Genomic DNA, 17,389 nt, shown 5'->3' with positions numbered 1-17,389 from the left:
TATTTATAAGTTTTATTTTATTTTTTAGATGCTATTGATTTTAATAGAAAAATTCGTGAAGGACTGGGAATAAATTACAATCCTAAAGAAGCTTTTATTAATTCAAGATTTTCTGCACTATATTTTATTTTAAGCGCTTCTTGGTGACCTTTATCAGACATTTTATCCCAGGTTTTTTTGATGATATTTTTGAGCTTTTCTTCATCGTGTTTATGTACAAATGGGTCAAGGTAATATTCTAGAAAGACAAGACAGATGACATCCTCAAGTAATTGGGTTTCAGCATCTTTTTTAAGTAATTTTTTTTCTATCAAAAAAGAAACACGAGTAATAAATTCAGCATTATAACCTGCTTTTTCTAGAATTACCGCTGTTGTTTTTGCATGAAATTTTTTTAATTCTTCTCTCCATTTTAAATATCCTACGCGATCCATTGGATACGATTCACGTGCTACTTTCCATCTGCAGATGTGTTGGGCTTTGGAGGCAATTTGCACTTCTTCTGAAGCTTCAGGATAAAAATCCATCAATTTAGTGTACATTCTGTTAGAGTATAATAGCTCTTTAGGATATGTACTGTTTTTATAAGATTCCTGATTTGGATCTTGAGCATTTTCGGCATCAATCCATTCACTTGCTTTTTGAAAAGGTGTTGTCATTTATAAGAAGATATATACAATCAAAGATACATAATTTAAGAGATATAAATAATCTAAATGGCAATAGGAATCGTACCAGCACAGTACAAATGAGTTAGCGCAAATTACTGCTGATTGTTGCACTTATTTTTTTATTGTAAATTAGCTAAAAATTTATTTTATTTATTAAAGAAGTTAATGTATTGAAAATCAAAATGTTAATTTTAAAATTACACACATGAAAAAACTATTTTTATTAGTCTCGGTCGCAATTTTGTCATTCAGCTGTAAAACGACAGTAAAACCTTTAACTCAACCAAAGGAGGATAATCCGGCATCTATGAATACAAATAATGCAGACGAATACGATGGTTCGACATTTTTTAAGGCTACTGGCAACGAGCCTTTTTGGGGTTTAAAAATTGGTAAAGAAACAATTAGGTTTACCTCGCTGATTGAAGGATTAGAAGAGATTAGTGCTCCTTACGTTGATCCAATAAGAGCAATGGATGCCAATGTTAAGTTGTATCGTTTTACTACTAAAACAGGAAGTATGAGTATTACTATTCAACAAATGGATTGTACTGATACTATGTCTGGAGACAAATCACCTTACAATGTTAAAATCGAAATTACCAATAATAGTGATGCAAGCGTAAAGAAGATCGAAGGTTGCGGAAGATACATCACTGATTATCGTTTACATGATATCTGGGTTTTAGAGCAATTGAAAGGAAAAAAAGTTACAATAGCCGATTTTCAACGTGAATTACCTAGAATTGAAATTTATAGTGCCGAGAACAGATTTTCAGGATTTGGAGGATGCAATCAGATTAATGGAGGTATTTTTTATGAGAATGATGTATTGCGTTTTACAAATGTAGCTTCAACATTAATGGCTTGTGGAGGTAATAATAACAAAGAAGATGAGTTTTTGCAAGCGCTTCAGAGTACAACAACTTACACTGTTGCTAATAACAGATTATCCTTGTCAAACCCATCAGGATTACTTTTAGTTTTTAAGAAGGTAGATTAAATTTCTTTAGGTTCAAAGGTTCTGAGGTTCTGAGGTTCAAAGTTTTTAGTTTGTTCACACAGCCTCTGAAGTAAGTTACAAAGAGTTTGTAGCGTATTTACTCTATCTTACAGATAATGAATAAAAAGACAAGCCATATAATTTAGTACTTATATGGCTTGTCTTTTTTAGTGCTTTTAAGAAAAAAACTATTCTAATTCCTCTGTTTGGTCATCAATAAAATCGAGTTCTAAAGCTCTTACGGTTTGAACTGCGTTTCCTGCTATTCCACGTATAGATCCGTACATTCCTAAGGTATTATTGACTACTTTCTCTATTTGTTTTTCGCGTTGTTTCCAGATACGTTGCATGGCTCTTTTTTCTGAATCTAAGTCGGTTTGCATTTGTGTAAAACCTTCTACGATACCTTCAATCTGTAAACGGAATTCGTTACTGGTTAAGAAATCGTATAACATTGCCATTTTATCGCCTTTGTTTTCTTGTGCCTGTACTGCTTGACTTACTTGTATTAATGATTGGCGTAAAACAGCGCTTAGTCCTTTAAATTCTTCATAAGTACATATCCAGATACCGTCACGCATTCCCATACGATCCATTCCAGCAGGCATAACTTCAGTAACAAGCACTCCAATGTTGGCTTTTTTATCACGAATATCATTTTTAAATTTTTCAATCCAAGCAGGTTGGAAAGCCTTGGTACGTTTGCTTTCGTAATAAATAGATCCGCAATTTTGTAATTCGCGGGTGTTTACAATCTGTAAGCAATCGGCTCCATTAGCTCCCTTTTTAACTTCATCGATACTATCTAACGGAAAATTAGAAGCAAGCCATTCTTCAATAGCCAGTTCCATTACTTCGCCTTGCAATTGCATAGAACCTTGTTCCTGCTTGCGTTTCATTTCTTCGATAAGCTTCTTTTGATCGTCGGATTGTTTTTGGTATTCTTTTATTTTTAACTCATTTTTTTCTTCTTCTTGTTTTCGAATTTTATCACGTTCAAGAACTAAAGCGGCATTGAGTTGTTTTTGAGATTCGGCTTCAATTGCTTCTTTCATTTCCAGTTTCTCACGTTGGAGTTTTGCAATCTCACCTTCCATTTTATTTAATTCTCGTAACTTTTCAGATTTCTCCGAAAGTTCTTTTTCCATCGAAAGCAAACGGTCTTTATTTTCTTCGGCGAGTTTTGTTTTAAGTTTTTCGGTAATTTCTTTTTCAGCTACTTTTTTCTCTCGATCTAAGCGTTCTGTGAAAAGTTCATTTTCTTGTTTCTTTTTGGCTTCAAATTCAGCTTTGGCTTTTTCAAATTGCTCGTTTTTAAGCTCTAACTCTTTTGCCTGAGCAGTAGCCTTTTGCTGAAATTCTTTACGGATGCTATCCTCTAATTGGTGTTTTAGGATATCATTTACATCGATTATTGTTCCGCAATTTGGACACTGAATTGAAGATTGCTCAGCCATTTTGATAGTTTTATGGGTAATGATTATTTTTTGCTAAGGTATTTAAAAGTTAGCTATAAGCATAATGTTTTCTCCCTTCGGATTTTTGTTTTTGATAAATAAACATGCTTGTGTTTCGTATTATAATAGTATGGTTTCATGATTCTAAGCTCAAGTAAAGCAATGTTTTTGGGTTAATTTGATAGCATTTAATTCATTGTCTTGAGTCAAAAAAAAGTTTAGATAACGTAGTTTTATAAATTTGGGGTGCATTGATGAATTATGAAACAAGTATTTTTGAAGTATATATCAAAAGGATACTTTTGAAAAAAATGTATCACGCAGATTTGGCAGATTGAGCACATCATTTTTTGACCACTCCTGATTGCGGATCGGATCATTTTTTTGAATAGCTATGATTATCTGTTTAATCTGCGTGAAAACCTAAAACAAATAACTATGGAAAAATCAACTATTGCAGAAATAAAGGAACGTTTTGATAATGATGTCGAGCGATTTTCTAATTTAGATACGGGGCAATTGTCAACTATTGATGCGAAAATTTCGTTAGAACTTATTACCGAAGCTTCAAAGAGGATTGTACCTCATGCAAAAAATGTATTAGACATTGGTTGTGGCGCCGGTAATTATACGTTGATGATGCTTTCTAAAGTTCCAGATTTAAATTGCACATTGGTTGATTTAAGTAAACCAATGTTGGATAAAGCCTTTGAGAGGGTTTCGGAGGCAACCAATAATAGGGTAGAAGTAAAGCAAGGCGATATTCGTGATGTAGAATTGTTAGAAAATCATTATGATATTATTTTAGCTGGAGCGGTTTTACATCATTTGCGAGATGATGCTGATTGGGAGACAACTTTTACTAAGATATATAGATTATTAAAACCTGGTGGCTGCTTTATGATTTCGGATTTGATTACTCAAGACACGGAATTATTAAATGAGTATACTTGGGAACGATATGGCGATTATTTAGAAGGGCTAGGAGGCAAGGAATACCGTAAAAATGTACTGGATTATGTCGCCAAAGAAGATTCGCCACGATCTATGAATTACCAATTGGATTTGATGAAAAAAATTGGCTTTACCAGTGTCGAAATTTTACATAAAAACATGTGTTTTGGTGCTTTTGGTGGGATAAAGTAATGATAGGTTGTTGGCTTGAGATAGGATATTTAAAAGGCTTTAGCTAAATCTATCATCGATTTAACTAAAGCCTTTTTTATTTTTTTTACAAAGGATATTTGTAGGTCGGAAAATTTATTAGTTTAAAAACTTAAATAATATCTACTACAATTTTTCCAATAGCAGAACCATCACTTACAGCTTTATGCGCTTCGATGGCATTGTCTAATGTAAATTTTCTAGAATCTAAAATTGGTTTTAATTTTCCTTCTTCAATTAGTTTTGTAGCCTGTTTAAGAATATCTCCATGATGTTTTCTTCCTTCTCCGCTTAACATTGGATGTAGAACAAATACTCCGTGTAAGTTAGATGATCGAAGTGATCCTATTGCTAAATTATGTGTTCCAAAGGCAGCACAGCTGCTTATGTGTCCATAATGACGTATTGCTTTAAATGAATCATCTAATGATTGACCTCCAACGGTGTCATAAATAATATCAAAACCAATTCCTTGCGTATGCTGATTAACATAATCTTCTACTTCTACAGATTTGTAATCAATAGGTGTTGCTCCTAATGATTTTGCAATAGCTGTTTTATTAGAAGAAACTGTTGTATATACATCGCCACCAAAAATTTTAGCTAGCTGAATCGCCATATGACCAACACCACCTGCACCTCCATGAACGAGGACTTTGTCTCCTTTTTTATAGTTACTCTATCTGCCAAACCTTCCCAAGCTGTAAGTAGAACTAAAGGCACGGCAGCGGCTTCTCTCATTGTTAAGTTTGTTGGTTTTTTTGCTACCAAATTAGCATCTACAGCGGTGTATTCTGCCAATGTTCCTTGAAGACCTAAAACGCCTCCTGTAAGCCCATAAACTTCATCTCCAACTGCAAAATCGGTGACATCTGGGCCAATTTCTTCAATAACTCCTGCAAGATCTGTTCCTAGAATTGCGGGTAGTACTGGTGTTGCATAAGGTGCTTTACCAATTCTTATTTTATTATCAATTGGATTAACTCCGCTTGCATGTATTTTAATTAAAACTTCTCCAGCTTTTAAAGTAGGTTTGTCAATTTGAGCACTTACAAAATCTGATTCGTAAGTATGTATAAGAAGTGCTTTCATTGTCATTTTTGTATTTATAATATTTGTGCTGTCTTATATACCTGAATTGGTGATGCGAGAAAGGTTTCGCTATTGGTAACAAATTCTTGTAAATAAGGCTGATTATTGTGTTGGTCGAGTCCAGTCTGATCTGTCCATTCTTCCCAGATGATAAAAACATTTTCAGAAGCATGTAAATCATAACGAATACAAGCGGTTTCTTTTCTGGTTTGATTCACCAGATTTTCAACCATGATTTTTACTTGTTCGCTGTTTTCTTTTTTACTTTTAATAATGGCTGTTATCGAGATCATGTTTATATAGTTTTAAAAAGTTGTTCTAAATGTGTAGTATATTCCTGCTTAAAGATAACAATATTTTCTGGAGTTGCCCCTTTCTCAACATCGTGAAAATGAAAACTGTCTAATTTTTCCATTCCTGTAAATTTATTCATTTTATGAAAACCAAATAATGCTCCGTCATCAACAGAAGTTTGTTCGAAGAATTCTCCTGGCAGAGTGAATGCTGTCTTAGGCGCATTCCAGCTTGTAGTAAGCATGTATTTACGTCCGTGTAAAAGTCCGCCTGTTCCATAATTGATATCTGGGTTTACACGGCTTCTTCCGTCGCTTTTGTATATCCCATTATTATGTCCAGCTGTAAAAACATCATCGATATATTTTTTGAAACCATTAGGTAATTGAAACCACCAAATTGGTGTGTGATAGATAATTAAATCTGCCCAAACAAATTTATCTACTTCTTCTTGTAAATTAATTTCGTTGTTTATATTGGTTGTTTTTATTTCGTATTTGTCGTTTTGAGATAAAAAATCAGTCGTCCAGTTTTGTATGGTTTGATTAAATTTCCCTCCTGAGTGAGCAAATTGTTGTCCACCGTTTATTATAAATATTTTTTTCATCATTTTATATTCTAATATATTAGTAACTCTTTTGTGTGAGGGGGAGCAGCGGTATCCTTTTATTTTTTTCTTTTAAAAAAATAAAAGATTTAGCGAATGACCCGACCCGCATTTTTAGCGGGTCACACCCTAAAGATTCTTATTTTGTTTTTGATATTGCCTGATTAATGAAATCGAGTTCTGATGCTGATAAATCGAAATCCATTGCTTTTGCATTAGAAATTGCTTGTTCTGCATTTCGAGCTCCTGCCAAAACAATTGTAATTCCTTTTTGTAAAGTTGTCCAACGCAAGACTAATTGGGCTAAGGTTGCATTTTTGGAATTGGCAAGAGAACTTAGTTCTTCTACTAATGTTTTTACTTTTGGAAGATCGAATTGACTAAAATAACCATTACGGTGATCGTTATCTTTTAATTTACTATCAGTAAAATATTTACCAGTTAGTAAACCTCTTTCCATTGGGCTGTATGCAATTATGCCAATGTTTTGTGCTATTGTAAGCGGAACTAAATCAGCTTCGATACTACGATTTAGCATGCTGTATGATACTTGATTGGATGCTAATTGGATCGTTTTTTGTGCTTCTTGTATTTGTGCTGCATTATAATTGCAAACTCCAGCTGCTTTTATTTTTCCTTGTTGGATTAATAATTCCATAGCTTCCATCGTTTCGCTTATGGGTGTAGTTGCATCTGGCCAGTGTATTTGTAGTAAATCGATATAATCGGTTTGTAGCCGCTTTAAGCTTTCTTCGACTTCTTTGATGATATTAGCTTTAGAAGCGAATTTATATACTGGTATATTTTTACCATTGTCTTCGGCATCAAAAAAGAATTCTCCTTTACCTTGATTACTGCCATCCCAAACTAATCCAAATTTAGAAAGGATTTGTACTTTTGATCGGTTTTGAGATTTAAGTGCTTCTCCAATCATTTCTTCGCTTAATCCAAAGCCATAAAAAGGAGCTGTATCGAGTGTTGTTACTCCATTGTCGATTGATGCGTGTATTGATGCTATTGAATCTTTCTTTTCGTTTCCTCCCCACATTGTGCCTCCTATGGCAAATGCACCGTATGTAATTGCTGATAATTCGAGTTCTGTATTACCTAATTTTCTATATTCCATAATTGTATGTTTTTGTGCTTTAAAAATTATTCAGCAAAATTATACCTAATTTAAGAGTTTTAATTGGTATATGTTTTCGTTTATTAGGTATATTTGCAGCATGAAAAAAGAAAACTTATACGAGCCTTTTACAGTTTCATTTGAAACACTAACTGAATATCCCGATGTGGGTGACCGTCATAATTTTTTTGAATTGGTTTATGTCTTGTCTGGAACAGGTTCACAATGCATTAATAAAAATGTATTTGAATATGAGCGAGGGCATTTGTTTTTGTTAACGCCTAAAGATTGTCACAACTTTACTATTGAGACTGAAACGCAGTTTTTTTTCTTAAGATTTAATGATATTTATTTGAAGAATTCGAGTTTACAGAATGAAAATATTCAGCGATTAGAATATATTCTTCAAAATGCCAATCATCAGCCAGGTTGTATCTTAAAAAATTATTCGGACAAAGTTTTGATTAAAACGATGATCGAAGCCATTATGCGTGAGCATCAGGATAAAGATATTTACAATAAAGAATTAATTCAGCAATTGGTAAATACTCTGATTATTGTTGTTGCCCGAAATATTGCGAAGTATTTGCCTGAGCAGGTAAATATTGGTTGTGAAGCAAAAGCGATGGATATTCTGCAATACATCCAGAATAATATTTATTATCCTGAGAAAATAAAAGCGGAATCGATTAGTGAGCATTTTGGAATTTCTGGTACTTATTTAGGACGTTATTTTAAGAAACACGCTAATGAAACGATGCAACAATACATTAGTAATTATAAAACAAAACTAATTGAGCATCGCTTACAGTTTAGTGAAAAACGGATCAATGAGATTTCTTATGAATTTGGATTTACAGATGAAAGCCATTTTAATAAATTCTTCAAAAAACAAAAAGGAAACAGTCCTTCGGAGTTTAGAAAAACGGTGCGTCTTAATTAAATATGATTTGTACTAAATGGTTTTACCACAGATTAGAGGATCGAAAAAAAACTTAGTTTTTGTTTAAATCTTCTTCTGCTGACCAAGTTGAGAATGCAGTATCTGCTCCGCCAATTTCTATTATTTGGTTTTTATAAGTCATTATACCTAATCCGTGTTCTGCGTCCCATGAACAGGAAAATAGGTAACCAATATAAGGAATGTTGTCTTTGAATACCGATGTTATATAGATTACTCCTGGTGATAATAAATTTGCAAAACCTTTTATCTCTGAGATGTCCGGCATGAAATCTTCTTTTTCATCTTGTGGATAATCATAGATTTCTTGTAATTTGGGATATTTGTTTAGAAGCTCAGACAGGATGCTTTCTAGGATTGCTGTCTGATTGTTTTGTAAATATTGAATTCCGTTATTGTGTTCGATAGAAGGTTCTTCGATTTCATCTGAATCGTCGTCTAATATGATGTATTCTATAGATTCTTCTTTTTCTTTAAAGAATAATTGCCAATCTTTTAGGCTAATTGTATTGTAATCATCATTGTCTTGTTCTCTATCTGGAAGTTCTTTAGGGTTTTTAAGATGTTTATTAAAGAATTCAAAACAAAATGGAGCTCTAGTAAAGATGTATTCTGGGTTTTCTGTATAGGATAAATGAAAATATTCTAATGCTTTTTCTTCGTTTCCACATTCTAAACAGCATTCGCCACTGTAATAATTATTGATGTAATCGGGGTGATTTTGAGATAGTGAATGAAGATTCATTATATCCAGCCACCTTTTCATATTGTTGTAGTCTTTCAGTTTTATATATTCATTAATCATTCGACCAATAAAAATACTTGCCTGATGGATTTTGTATTTTTCATCATCGGCCTGATGCCATTTATCTTCAATATAATTGATTAAGTCATGAGGTGTTAATGTGCTCTTTTTGAGTGCGTATTTATCTAAAAAAATATCAATTTCTGCAATTGTTTCTGATGTGTTTGCCATTTAAATTGGTTTTTAGATTTTGTCTGACTTTTATCGATATGAGATAGGTTGGCTAGTACTAACGAATAGGGGGTATGCTCAAAAAATGATTAAATAATCTTCTTAATCACGCGTAACTTATGAGTATGTCTGTTTGTTTCGGGATTGTAAATTCCTAAATGATCCAGACGATCAATTCTTACTTTTCCACTAGCGTGAATGATGTAATTGTTGTCCATTATAATCCCAACGTGGATAATATTTCCTTCTTCATTATCAAAAAAGGCTAAATCGCCTGCTTCACTTTCTTCGATAAAACTTAAAGGATCTCCTTGCATTGCTTGCTGTGAGGCATCACGGTGGATTTTATATCCGTTTAGTTTATAAACCATTTGTGTGAAACCTGAGCAATCCAGTCCAAAAGGAGTTTTTCCTCCCCAAAGATAGGGAGCGTTTAAATACATATAGGCTGTATTTATTAAATTTATTTTTGGTTTCATTCCACTTGTTTTTGTGCCTTCGAACTCAAAATTTGAAGTGTTTATTTCGCTATTGTTTAAAAACGTTAGCGATGCACCAAGAGGAATTGGTAGTAATAAATTATCTGGAGATGTAATATAATCGATTAAATCGGCATTTAAAATTTGTGCGTCTGATGACAACAAATTATAATTTGCCTCTGATATTATTTGGTATTGTTTGGAATCGACCCAACCTTCGTAATCGTCGAATTGGATTTTAATTTTAGACCATTGATTTTGCTGTTCTAGAATTTCAAAATGTTCGCCAAATAATACTTGGGTAACAATTTCGCTTCTATCACTTGGTTCAAATCGAACAGGCACTATGGCTAGATTACAAATTCCGAACATTTAGTGTATTTTATGAGTTAAGAATCAGGAGCTGTTATTTGTAAACAACTCCTGATTTATTATTATTTAGGCTCTTTCGATAACAATTGCCGAAGCTCCACCACCGCCATTACATATAGCTGCAGCACCAATTTTGGCATTGTTTTGTTCTAAAACATTAATTAAAGTTACGATAATTCGAACACCTGAACAACCTAGCGGATGTCCTAATGAAACGGCACCACCATTTACATTTACTTTATCATTATCTAGACCTAGTATTTTTGAATTTGCTAATCCAACTACAGCAAAGGCTTCGTTGAATTCAAAATAATCTACATCATCAATTGAGATTCCAGCTTTATCCAATGCTTTTGGTAATGCTTTTGCTGGACTTGTTGTAAACCATTTTGGTTCTTGTGCAGCGTCGGCATAACTTTTTATGTAAGCAAGTGGTTTTAATCCTAAAGCAATGGCTTTTTCTTCTGACATCAATATTACAGCAGCAGCACCATCATTTATTGTCGATGCGTTTGCAGCAGTTACTGTTCCGTCTTTAGTAAAAACAGCATTTAATGAAGGTATTTTGTCTAATTTTACATTAGTGTACTCTTCATCTTTTGATACGATTATCGGGTCTCCTTTTCGTTGTGGTACTGCAACTGGAACGATTTCTGAATCAAATTTTCCTGCTTCCCAAGCTTTTGCACTTCTCTCGTAGGATTGAATAGCAAAATTATCTTGTTCTTCACGGCTGATGTTATATTCAGTTGCACATAAATCAGCGCAAACTCCCATTGCGTTGTTATCGTAAGCATCTGTCAAACCATCTTTTTGCATTCCGTCAACCATTGTAGTTGGACCAAATTTAGTACCATTACGCATTTGTACATAATGTGGAATCAAACTCATGTTTTCCATTCCACCAGCAACTACGATTTCGGCATCACCACAAGCAATTGCCTGAGCGCCGAACATTACTGCTTTCATTCCCGATGCGCAAACTTTATTTACTGTTGTGCAAGTAACTTTCTCGGATAATCCAGCAAATAATGCTGCCTGACGTGCTGGAGCCTGACCAACTCCTGCTTGTACTACGTTACCCATGAATACTTCATCAACTAAATTGGGGTCTAATTGTATTTTCTCTAAAGCTCCTTTAATAGCTACAGCACCTAATTTTGGGGCTGAGACTGTAGATAATCCTCCCATGAAACTTCCGATAGGGGTTCTAACGGCAGAAACAATAACAACTCTTTTGTTCATTTTCTGTGTGATTTAGTTAATGAAGCAAATTTAATGTTTATTTAAACAAATTCAAATTTTGAGTGTTTTGATTCTGTTTTTAAATTATTAGTAAAAAATATTTTTTTGTATTTGTTTGATAGTGAAGTCTTTTTAAAAAAACATGAAAAAATATTGAAAAAAGTCTCCAAAATAGTTGTGAGATATATAATGTTGTCTTAGATTTGCAACCGCAAAACGAGACACGTTCTCTGAGCTTGGAGAGGTGCCAGAGCGGTAATGGAGCAGATTGCTAATCTGTCGACGGGTAACTGTCGCCAGGGTTCGAGTCCCTGTCTCTCCGCTTATTAAGATTTTGCCTCGGGGTGTAGCGTAGCCCGGTTATCGCGCCTGCTTTGGGAGCAGGAGGCCGCAGGTTCGAATCCTGCCACCCCGACAAACTTTCCATAAGTTTTAAAAGAAATGGACGCATAGCTCAGTTGGATAGAGCACCTGCCTTCTAAGCAGGCGGTCGAAGGTTCGAATCCTTCTGCGTTCACTTTAAAACCACTCAAATCGGGTGGTTTTTTTATTTATATCCAAGGACGCATAGCTCAGTTGGATAGAGCACCTGCCTTCTAAGCAGGCGGTCGAAGGTTCGAATCCTTCTGCGTTCACTTAAAGCCACTCAAATCGAGTGGCTTTTTTGTTTTTAGTTAGTTTGATTATTTAAATTTATCTAACTCCTTTTGGAAATTCTTACTTCAATAAAATTGATACTATAGGTAGTATTTTAATGTAATTTTGGTTTTTTTGTGTTTTATGTGGTAGTAGCTTTATAAAATGTTGGTATAACTTCATTAAATAATTTAAATTTTTTATTGTAATTTTAATAACCCTTTTAGGTTGTAATGGCGAGATGGTTACTGTTTTAGTGTTGTCTATAGAATTGCTTAGCGCAGAAATGTTTATGTTTTGAATTATTGGAAATAGTATTTTGAAAGCCTATAAGTAATTTTAGATTTCGGCTGTTTTTTGTCTGTTTATAGGCTGTTCTTGAAAGCTAATAATTTCTTTAAAAAACAAAGTTCCTTTAGAATGGCACAATTAATGCAAGCGAAATAAAAGAATAATCAAATACTTCATGGAGTATTATAAAATTTAAAAAGAATGAAAAATTTAAAATGCATGTTTGTTTTTATGATGGTGACTGTAGTATCATCATTGAGTTATGGACAAGAAACCTTAAAAATGTTTGTTAAAGAAAATAAAGTGCCTTGTCAAGGTGTTGCTCCTATGGAATGCTTGCAAGTAAAGTATAATAATAAGGGTGATTGGCAGTTTTTTTACGATCATATCGAAGGTTTTAATTTTGAAAAAGGAAACCGATATGAACTTATGGTTGTTAGAACTAAAAGGCAAGGTGTTATTCCAGCAGATGCATCTTCTTACGAGTATAAATTAAAAAGTATTATTTCTAAAACACCTGTAGTAAAGGAAAAAGGTATTTATGATACAAAAATGATATTAACACGTTTAAATGGTAAAGAAATAAATACTGGAAATGTGTATTTGACAATCAATGAAGCTACGGGAATGATTAATGGAAAAAGTGGTTGCAATAATTTTGGCGCAAAATTCACTAAACTTTCTTCAAAAAATCAAATAAAAATTGGTTCTCCTTATGGAACTTTAATGGCTTGTGATGAAAAAAATATGAAATTAGAGCAGGATTTTACTAATGCAATAAAAGACAAAAAGTTTAAAATTGTAAAGAAAAATAATAAGGTGCAGTTTAAGAATTCGAAAAATAAAATCATCATGGAATTTTCTATTCCTACCCAGAATGATGTTTGGAGTTTTATTGCTAAAAACAATTGGAAACTAATCATGCTAGAAAACGTAGGACAAGATTATGGACGTGCTTCTATTAAATTTGATCCAACTGAAAAGAAAGTGAGTGGAAATACTGGATGCAATAACTTTTTTGGAACATACACTCTTAAAGGGAATGATCATATTGTATTTAGTGGTTTAGGATCAACTAGAATGGCATGTATTGATGAAGAAGTTGCTAAAACAGAACGAAAAATGCTTTCTCTTTTAAGTGATAAAGAACTACGTTTTGATGTAGCAGAACAAACATTGAATTTCTATCTTGGTGATAGATTGATAATGATGTTCGGAACTGTAAAGTAAGTTTTTAGTTTAGATAACAACAAAGCCTGAACATTGTCAGGCTTTGTTGTTTCTAATAGATATTGAGAAGACTTTTAATAGTGTTCGGTATTAATGTAAAGATTTTCGAATAGTAGATATATAAATTTTGCTAGATTGTTTTTGAACATGTTTTATTACTAATGCTGTTTTTTTTGTGTTTTAACGTAATTGGGTAGTTTACTTACTTTTAAGAATTTTAAGAGTGTTTGAGGTGTTTTTGTAGTTGTCTGATAGTATATTTTCATTATTTAATTTTTTTTAATTTAGAATAATCAATATTCACATTGAAGCGGTAGTTCTGCGATGCATTACTCATAGGACCTCCATCATCATATGATGGTAATGCATGATAAGCTGTTAAAGTTAAAGGCGTTTTATTTGTAATACTCACTTCTAAATATCCCTCTGTACTATTTTCATAAGGTCTAAAATAGATATCGACATTATAGCTTCCTAACATATTGCTCTATTGGATCCAATCCTGCTTTAAAAAATTTGCTTATACCAAAACCTGCACCAAATCCTTCAACTTTAGAGTATTTTCTACTCCGAATGCATTCCTGAATGATTCTGCAATTTCATTGTTTGTAAATGAATTGATTATCGTTGTGGGTGCGAAGTCAGGAGACGTTCGCACAGAGAGAGCTTCGTTAGAACTCTTCGCAGAGTGGCTACTAGATTACAAATCAACACTATCGTTGTGCATATCCGTGCGGTCGGGTTTCGCTATGTTTCTTGTATATCCGAGCTATCCTGGGTTAGTTCAATTTTTATTAATCTCCAATTTAAGTAAATTGAAGCCAAGATAAGCACCTAAACTAAACCAAAAAAAATATTCAATTATTTTTGATGGAATATAATCATTAAATAAAAATGTATTTATGATATCAGAAATAAGCCCAAAAATAAAGACAGTTGTTATAATAGTATTATAAAATTCAATTTTTTTATGGTTCATTTTTTTAAGTTTTTTTTGATAAAAAATTTAAGGATTTCTGATAGTACATATAAAAACACAGCTAAGCAACCTATTATAAAGAAAGGTGTGAAATTTTTAATGTAAATATCGAAAAACCTAGTTACAATTAATATAATAATTGATACAAAAGCAGATATATTAGAGACCCAGACCCAAAAAGATAATTTTTTCATTTATTTACGTTCTTTAAATTGAGGTTTTACTTTTTTTTAGACTTCTCTAAATTGTCACCACTTGTTTCTTCCCATTTTTTATGAAGTTGATAAGCAATTCCTCCAGCACCAATAGCTTTTACTAGCTTGACCTTATCATTCCAATTTGTTTTTTTTGGATCCCATTTTTCAGGACTATTATTTATATGATTTTGATATGTATATGTCCAAGGACCGGGAAAACTAGTATTTTGGCTATTATACCAAAGAGATACAATACTCCCAACAGCAATAGATGAAACGGCAACAATAGCAACGGCTGGTTCAAGCACAATACCTTGTGGATCAATATCAGTAATTGATATTGCGGTAGCACCTGTTAATCCTGCAGCAACAATTGCAGCTCCTAGGTCAATTTCTTTAGTTGAGGCTGAATTTTCACTTAGTTCTTCCAGTGCATCTGCACTAACAGTATATTTTTTACTTTCACGTGTATATTCTGTTGTTTCCATAGGCATCTCAGGATTACTAAACATACTAGCTTCTTTGTAATTTTCATTTGCAAAAGTGCCTTGGTTTCTATCCGACCATGTTTGATGCCTGTCGTTTATATTCTGGCTATTATGAATATACGAATTTTTAACTTCCATTCCATCAGGAGCTATCGGGTTAACTATTTTGATCTATAATATCTTCATTCTTATCTGTCGCATATGATTCTTGAATAAATAAATAAATATAATTTACATTTTCATTAACATCAGAAAACTTTGTATGATTCTTAGAGCATATTATACTTTCATTGTGATTTTTATTTTTGTAATAATCTATAATGTTAAATTTAGAATTATTTACATTATATATAGTATAATCTTTTTCATATCTAACAAAAATATAATCTGACATTTTATCTACAAAATATATTGTTGCATCATTTAGATTAGTTGTTAGTATATAATTATCTCGTGGTTTTATAATTCCATAATATTTGCCAGGAATAATGTAGCGAGTATTATTATTATTATTATTATTATTATTATTATTCCGAACAGTAATACATTTATCTCCATTTAAATAATAGAAATTTCGTTTTGGCCATACCAGAAAAATACTAGATGAGAATTAAGTACCAGCGTTTTTTATCTTCATTTTTTTATTTCATCTCGAGGCACGAAGTTAGAGAAACTTGTGCAGTCTTCTAGTAGATTTTTCGATGAGAAGCATGAAATATAAAAAACAACAACTCAGTTACGAGTTGCTTTAATCTTATCCTTACTGCATATTTGTTGTGGGCACGGAAAGAATTTCCGCACTATCGTTGTGCATATTCGAGCGGTCGGGAATGAATATACTAACATTCCGCACCTCATTTATAATTGATGAATAAAATCTGTTACATTTTCAAAATTATGAGGATAACCTTCTGTTTCACCCAAATTTCCGATTTTATAAAAAATTGATTCAAAATTGCCTCCTTCTATAGCTTCTTCAACAAATTTTTTAATAGTTTCTTTTCTCAAATCTTTAACTATTACCATATTATCTGCCCAAAAAAACACACTATTATCTTGCTCTAAGAGCATTTTTATATTGTCAATAGTGAAGATAGTTGAGAAGAAAATCATTTTATTTTCTAAGATTACATTGATATCTAAATTATCATTATAATAATTTTTAATCTGATATTTTATTGGTGTAATAATTTTAAACTTCATGTTTAGTGTATTTTTATTATTCTGTCAATTACTGCCTGTTGGTTAGATTTACTTGATTAACCTAAAATTTCTACCTTTTATCCAATTTTTCTAAAATAAACTCTAGCTCCTCCTGAAGATCTTGCCTCAAGTACTCTTTTCTTTTTTGGCGGATCTCCATCTTCCACTTCTTCTTCTATTTCATCAGCAGTAGCAATTGATTTCTGGCTAGTTTTAGGTTCAGGAAGCTCAGGATTTCCAAACATACTAGCTTCTTTGTAATTTTCATTTGCAAAAGAGCCTTGGTGTCTATCCGACCATGTTTGATGCTTGCCGTTTATATTCTGGCTATTATGAATATACGAATTTTTAACTTCCATTCCATCGGGATTTTATTTTATGTTATTATCTCACAGGTGTAAATTTTCTTATTATTAATATCTAAAACACAAATATCTATGGCATAAACATTTCCATCACTTTCTTTGAAATAATATGATACATAATTACTATTTGAATTTAGTACATTTTTTAGCTTTATTAATTCTTCTTTAATCGACTTATCATTAATGTTATAATTAAATAAAAGTTCTAGCACGTTTTTATTTACTAAAGGCGTTTTTTGCCATTTAGAGATTTTCCAATCAGTACGTAAATCATAGGATATAGGATAGCTATCTTTGTTTATAAATAAACTATCATTATCTTTTTTATCATAATTTATTACTTCCATACTAAAACCTTCTCCCTGAGGATTAATTGAATCCTCAGAATTAAATATTTTCTTTTTTATTTCAACATTTAATCCCATAGTTTTATTGAAGTAATCTTGGTTTGTTGTATTCGAACATCCAACTAAAACAAAACAAACTAAACAAAACAAAATATTATTTTTTTGTTTTTTCAACTTTTCCTTTTCCATAATTATATATTTTATAT

General features: G+C 32.4%; 19 protein-coding genes and 4 tRNA genes. 8 read left to right on the top strand and 15 right to left on the bottom strand.

Features of this window, described 5'->3' with window-relative positions:
• Positions 1 to 74: 74 nt before the first annotated feature.
• Positions 75 to 659 carry a DUF4202 domain-containing protein gene (locus tag EAG11_RS10610; protein ID WP_129539147.1) on the bottom strand — a complete coding sequence of 195 codons (585 nt, stop codon included), beginning with the start codon at positions 657 to 659 and terminating at the stop codon, positions 75 to 77.
• Between the two features lie 217 nt (positions 660 to 876).
• Here EAG11_RS10610 and EAG11_RS10605 point away from each other — a divergent pair, with 217 nt between their 5' ends.
• Positions 877 to 1,674 carry an META domain-containing protein gene (locus EAG11_RS10605; protein ID WP_129539146.1) on the top strand — a complete coding sequence of 266 codons (798 nt, stop codon included), beginning with the start codon at positions 877 to 879 and terminating at the stop codon, positions 1,672 to 1,674.
• A 188-nt stretch (positions 1,675 to 1,862) separates the two neighbouring features.
• On the opposite strand, the gene EAG11_RS10600 is transcribed toward EAG11_RS10605, so the two are convergent.
• On the bottom strand, positions 1,863 to 3,131 hold the full coding sequence (locus EAG11_RS10600; RefSeq protein ID WP_129539145.1) for a DUF2130 domain-containing protein: 1,269 nt from the start codon (positions 3,129 to 3,131) through the stop codon (positions 1,863 to 1,865).
• Between the two features lie 438 nt (positions 3,132 to 3,569).
• Here EAG11_RS10600 and EAG11_RS10595 point away from each other — a divergent pair, with 438 nt between their 5' ends.
• The gene (locus tag EAG11_RS10595; protein WP_129539144.1) at positions 3,570 to 4,277 is read left to right on the top strand and encodes a class I SAM-dependent methyltransferase; all 708 of its coding nucleotides are present in this window, start codon (positions 3,570 to 3,572) and stop codon (positions 4,275 to 4,277) included.
• A 130-nt stretch (positions 4,278 to 4,407) separates the two neighbouring features.
• Here EAG11_RS10595 and EAG11_RS21930 read toward each other — a convergent pair whose 3' ends face one another.
• The 5 genes from EAG11_RS21930 to EAG11_RS10575 form a co-directional block, all read right to left on the bottom strand.
• Positions 4,408 to 4,914 carry a zinc-binding dehydrogenase gene (locus EAG11_RS21930; protein WP_207209592.1) on the bottom strand — a complete coding sequence of 169 codons (507 nt, stop codon included), beginning with the start codon at positions 4,912 to 4,914 and terminating at the stop codon, positions 4,408 to 4,410.
• Positions 4,899 to 5,387, bottom strand: a complete 489-nt coding sequence (locus EAG11_RS21925; RefSeq protein WP_207209591.1) for an alcohol dehydrogenase catalytic domain-containing protein — start codon at positions 5,385 to 5,387, stop codon at positions 4,899 to 4,901. Before EAG11_RS21925 ends, EAG11_RS21930 begins: the two co-directional genes overlap by 16 nt.
• Before the next feature lie 14 nt (positions 5,388 to 5,401).
• Positions 5,402 to 5,680, bottom strand: a complete 279-nt coding sequence (locus tag EAG11_RS10585; protein WP_129539143.1) for a putative quinol monooxygenase — start codon at positions 5,678 to 5,680, stop codon at positions 5,402 to 5,404.
• A gap of 2 nt (positions 5,681 to 5,682) precedes the next feature.
• Positions 5,683 to 6,288: an NAD(P)H-dependent oxidoreductase gene (locus EAG11_RS10580; protein WP_129541084.1), complete on the bottom strand. Its 606-nt coding sequence runs from the start codon at positions 6,286 to 6,288 to the stop codon at positions 5,683 to 5,685.
• Between the two features lie 139 nt (positions 6,289 to 6,427).
• On the bottom strand, positions 6,428 to 7,414 hold the full coding sequence (locus EAG11_RS10575) for an aldo/keto reductase (protein WP_129539142.1): 987 nt from the start codon (positions 7,412 to 7,414) through the stop codon (positions 6,428 to 6,430).
• Positions 7,415 to 7,514: 100 nt separating this feature from the next.
• On the opposite strand from EAG11_RS10575, the gene EAG11_RS10570 reads away from it, so the two are divergent.
• A complete protein-coding gene (locus EAG11_RS10570) occupies positions 7,515 to 8,357 on the top strand; it encodes an AraC family transcriptional regulator (RefSeq protein WP_129539141.1) in 843 nt (280 codons plus the stop codon).
• Between the two features lie 52 nt (positions 8,358 to 8,409).
• Here EAG11_RS10570 and EAG11_RS21920 read toward each other — a convergent pair whose 3' ends face one another.
• The 3 genes from EAG11_RS21920 to EAG11_RS10555 all read right to left on the bottom strand — a co-directional run bounded on the left by EAG11_RS21920 (position 8,410) and on the right by EAG11_RS10555 (position 11,447).
• A complete protein-coding gene (locus tag EAG11_RS21920) occupies positions 8,410 to 9,351 on the bottom strand; it encodes a hypothetical protein (protein WP_207209590.1) in 942 nt (313 codons plus the stop codon).
• An 89-nt stretch (positions 9,352 to 9,440) separates the two neighbouring features.
• A complete protein-coding gene (locus EAG11_RS10560; RefSeq protein ID WP_129539140.1) occupies positions 9,441 to 10,202 on the bottom strand; it encodes a C40 family peptidase in 762 nt (253 codons plus the stop codon).
• Positions 10,203 to 10,268: 66 nt separating this feature from the next.
• On the bottom strand, positions 10,269 to 11,447 hold the full coding sequence (locus EAG11_RS10555; RefSeq protein ID WP_129539139.1) for an acetyl-CoA C-acyltransferase: 1,179 nt from the start codon (positions 11,445 to 11,447) through the stop codon (positions 10,269 to 10,271).
• Positions 11,448 to 11,685: 238 nt separating this feature from the next.
• On the opposite strand from EAG11_RS10555, the gene EAG11_RS10550 reads away from it, so the two are divergent.
• The 5 genes from EAG11_RS10550 (at position 11,686) to EAG11_RS10530 (ending at position 13,604) form a co-directional block, all read left to right on the top strand.
• A tRNA-Ser gene (locus tag EAG11_RS10550) sits at positions 11,686 to 11,769 on the top strand.
• Positions 11,770 to 11,787: 18 nt separating this feature from the next.
• Positions 11,788 to 11,862: transfer RNA gene (locus EAG11_RS10545), tRNA-Pro, on the top strand.
• Positions 11,863 to 11,890: 28 nt separating this feature from the next.
• Positions 11,891 to 11,964: transfer RNA gene (locus EAG11_RS10540), tRNA-Arg, on the top strand.
• A 44-nt stretch (positions 11,965 to 12,008) separates the two neighbouring features.
• Positions 12,009 to 12,082: transfer RNA gene (locus EAG11_RS10535), tRNA-Arg, on the top strand.
• Positions 12,083 to 12,575: 493 nt separating this feature from the next.
• Positions 12,576 to 13,604: an META domain-containing protein gene (locus EAG11_RS10530; RefSeq protein ID WP_129539138.1), complete on the top strand. Its 1,029-nt coding sequence runs from the start codon at positions 12,576 to 12,578 to the stop codon at positions 13,602 to 13,604.
• A gap of 265 nt (positions 13,605 to 13,869) precedes the next feature.
• Here the strand turns inward: EAG11_RS10530 and EAG11_RS10525 are convergent, their stop codons facing one another.
• The 5 genes from EAG11_RS10525 to EAG11_RS10505 all read right to left on the bottom strand — a co-directional run bounded on the left by EAG11_RS10525 (position 13,870) and on the right by EAG11_RS10505 (position 17,372).
• On the bottom strand, positions 13,870 to 14,085 hold the full coding sequence (locus EAG11_RS10525; protein ID WP_129539137.1) for a hypothetical protein: 216 nt from the start codon (positions 14,083 to 14,085) through the stop codon (positions 13,870 to 13,872).
• A gap of 718 nt (positions 14,086 to 14,803) precedes the next feature.
• Positions 14,804 to 15,406 (bottom strand): hypothetical protein, encoded by a 603-nt coding sequence (locus EAG11_RS10520; protein ID WP_129539136.1) that lies wholly within the window; start codon positions 15,404 to 15,406, stop codon positions 14,804 to 14,806.
• 720 nt (positions 15,407 to 16,126) lie between these two features.
• A complete protein-coding gene (locus EAG11_RS10515; protein WP_129539135.1) occupies positions 16,127 to 16,471 on the bottom strand; it encodes a hypothetical protein in 345 nt (114 codons plus the stop codon).
• Between the two features lie 77 nt (positions 16,472 to 16,548).
• Complete coding sequence (locus EAG11_RS10510; protein WP_129539134.1) at positions 16,549 to 16,830, bottom strand: hypothetical protein; 282 nt, start codon at positions 16,828 to 16,830, stop codon at positions 16,549 to 16,551.
• Between the two features lie 17 nt (positions 16,831 to 16,847).
• On the bottom strand, positions 16,848 to 17,372 hold the full coding sequence (locus EAG11_RS10505) for a hypothetical protein (RefSeq protein WP_129539133.1): 525 nt from the start codon (positions 17,370 to 17,372) through the stop codon (positions 16,848 to 16,850).
• Positions 17,373 to 17,389: the final 17 nt, after the last annotated feature.

This window comes from Flavobacterium sp. 140616W15 (genome assembly GCF_003668995.1).
Classification (GTDB): domain Bacteria; phylum Bacteroidota; class Bacteroidia; order Flavobacteriales; family Flavobacteriaceae; genus Flavobacterium.
Note: the sequence above shows the minus strand (reverse complement) of the source record. Positions and strands in the feature narration are given on the sequence as shown.